The sequence below is a fragment of the Acinetobacter sp. 228 genome (assembly GCF_048147885.1).
The window spans coordinates 1-1182 of record NZ_JAYWYV010000420.1; the positions used below are offsets into that span (position 1 = coordinate 1).

The 1182-nt window shown below is 37.7% G+C and carries 2 protein-coding genes; one reads left to right on the top strand and one right to left on the bottom strand.

The annotated features are described in order from the left end of the window. Window positions 1-714 (bottom strand): MFS transporter (locus VXQ92_RS19525; RefSeq protein WP_416682908.1); only part of this gene is annotated, 714 nt, incomplete at its 3' end. A 138-nt stretch (window positions 715-852) separates the two neighbouring features. Between VXQ92_RS19525 and VXQ92_RS19530 the strand changes: the two genes are divergently transcribed. Next, a partial coding sequence (locus VXQ92_RS19530) for a TetR/AcrR family transcriptional regulator (RefSeq protein ID WP_416682909.1) occupies window positions 853-1182 on the top strand: 330 nt, incomplete at its 3' end.

A 1182-nucleotide genomic window follows, 5' to 3' on the forward strand; every position in this document is an offset into this window, starting at 1 on the left:
TGATAGAAAGAAACCACTGACCATCCAAAGTGCAATGTTAATCGGGCTAATACTCAATAAAGCGCTTTTTGTCTGTGACGGAATGGCCATATTGGGTTTTAATGAAGCAAGTGCACCGGATCTTCTTTGTGCGGTTTCTGGAGTAAGAAAACTTAAAATGAGTTCACAAATAAGAAGAAAACATAATAACTCAAAAACAAGCTGTAAGGGGTGGGCAGAGAATTGCAAAATAGAACAAGTCAGAAAAATCCCAACAGCCATACCTATCATTGGTGCAATACTATTAATTAGTGAACCATGAAGCTTACTAAAATCTAAAATTGCTGCGCCTATAGCTGAAACAGCAAGCCCTGTTGCGATTCCTTGTAAGCCTCGTGCAATGAATAACATCGAAACATCTGAAGCAAATAAGAAAAAGCTCATTGAAATAATTTGCAGAGAAATAGCTGCAATAATGACTGGGCGGCGTCCAATATAGTCAGACAAAGAACCAATAATGAGTAATGAGCCAAGCAGCGTAAAAGCATAGGTGGCAAAAATCAAAGTCAATGTAACCGGTGAAAATTGCCAAAGCTGTTGGTATAGACGGTAGAGTGGTGTCGGCGCACTAGATGCAGCCATGAATGTCATGAGCGTGATGGTATTAAGTGTCAAAGCACTGGCCGCATCTAATTGAAAAACAGCTCTTGACCGTTTTGAACTTGAATTGTTCATATAAGATGAATAATATAAAAGCAAATATTTAGCTTTTATACATTATTTTTCCACTAAAGCAAATCCTTAGCTTTAGTGTATTTTGTATATAGTTATAAATATTTATAAATTTTTTTGATCCCTTTACAGAGTTTATAAATGGCAAAAGTTGTTACTGGATTACGCCCTGGTGGACGCAGCGAAAGAATACAAACTGCGGTACATCAAGCTGTAAAAGAACTACAAAAAGATTTTGAGCAGAGCCAAATTACTATTCCTATGATTGCAGCGCAGGCAGGGGTTACGCCTTCAACCATTTACCGTCGATGGGGTGACATCAATCAATTATTTTCAGATGTAGCTTTAAATGAACTCAAACCTGATATGGAACCCAAAGATTTAGGTTCGTTCCAACAAGATATTACAGCATGGGTTGAGCAATATTTTGAAGAATATGCTTCAGAGGTTGGGCAAGACTTATTGCGAGAC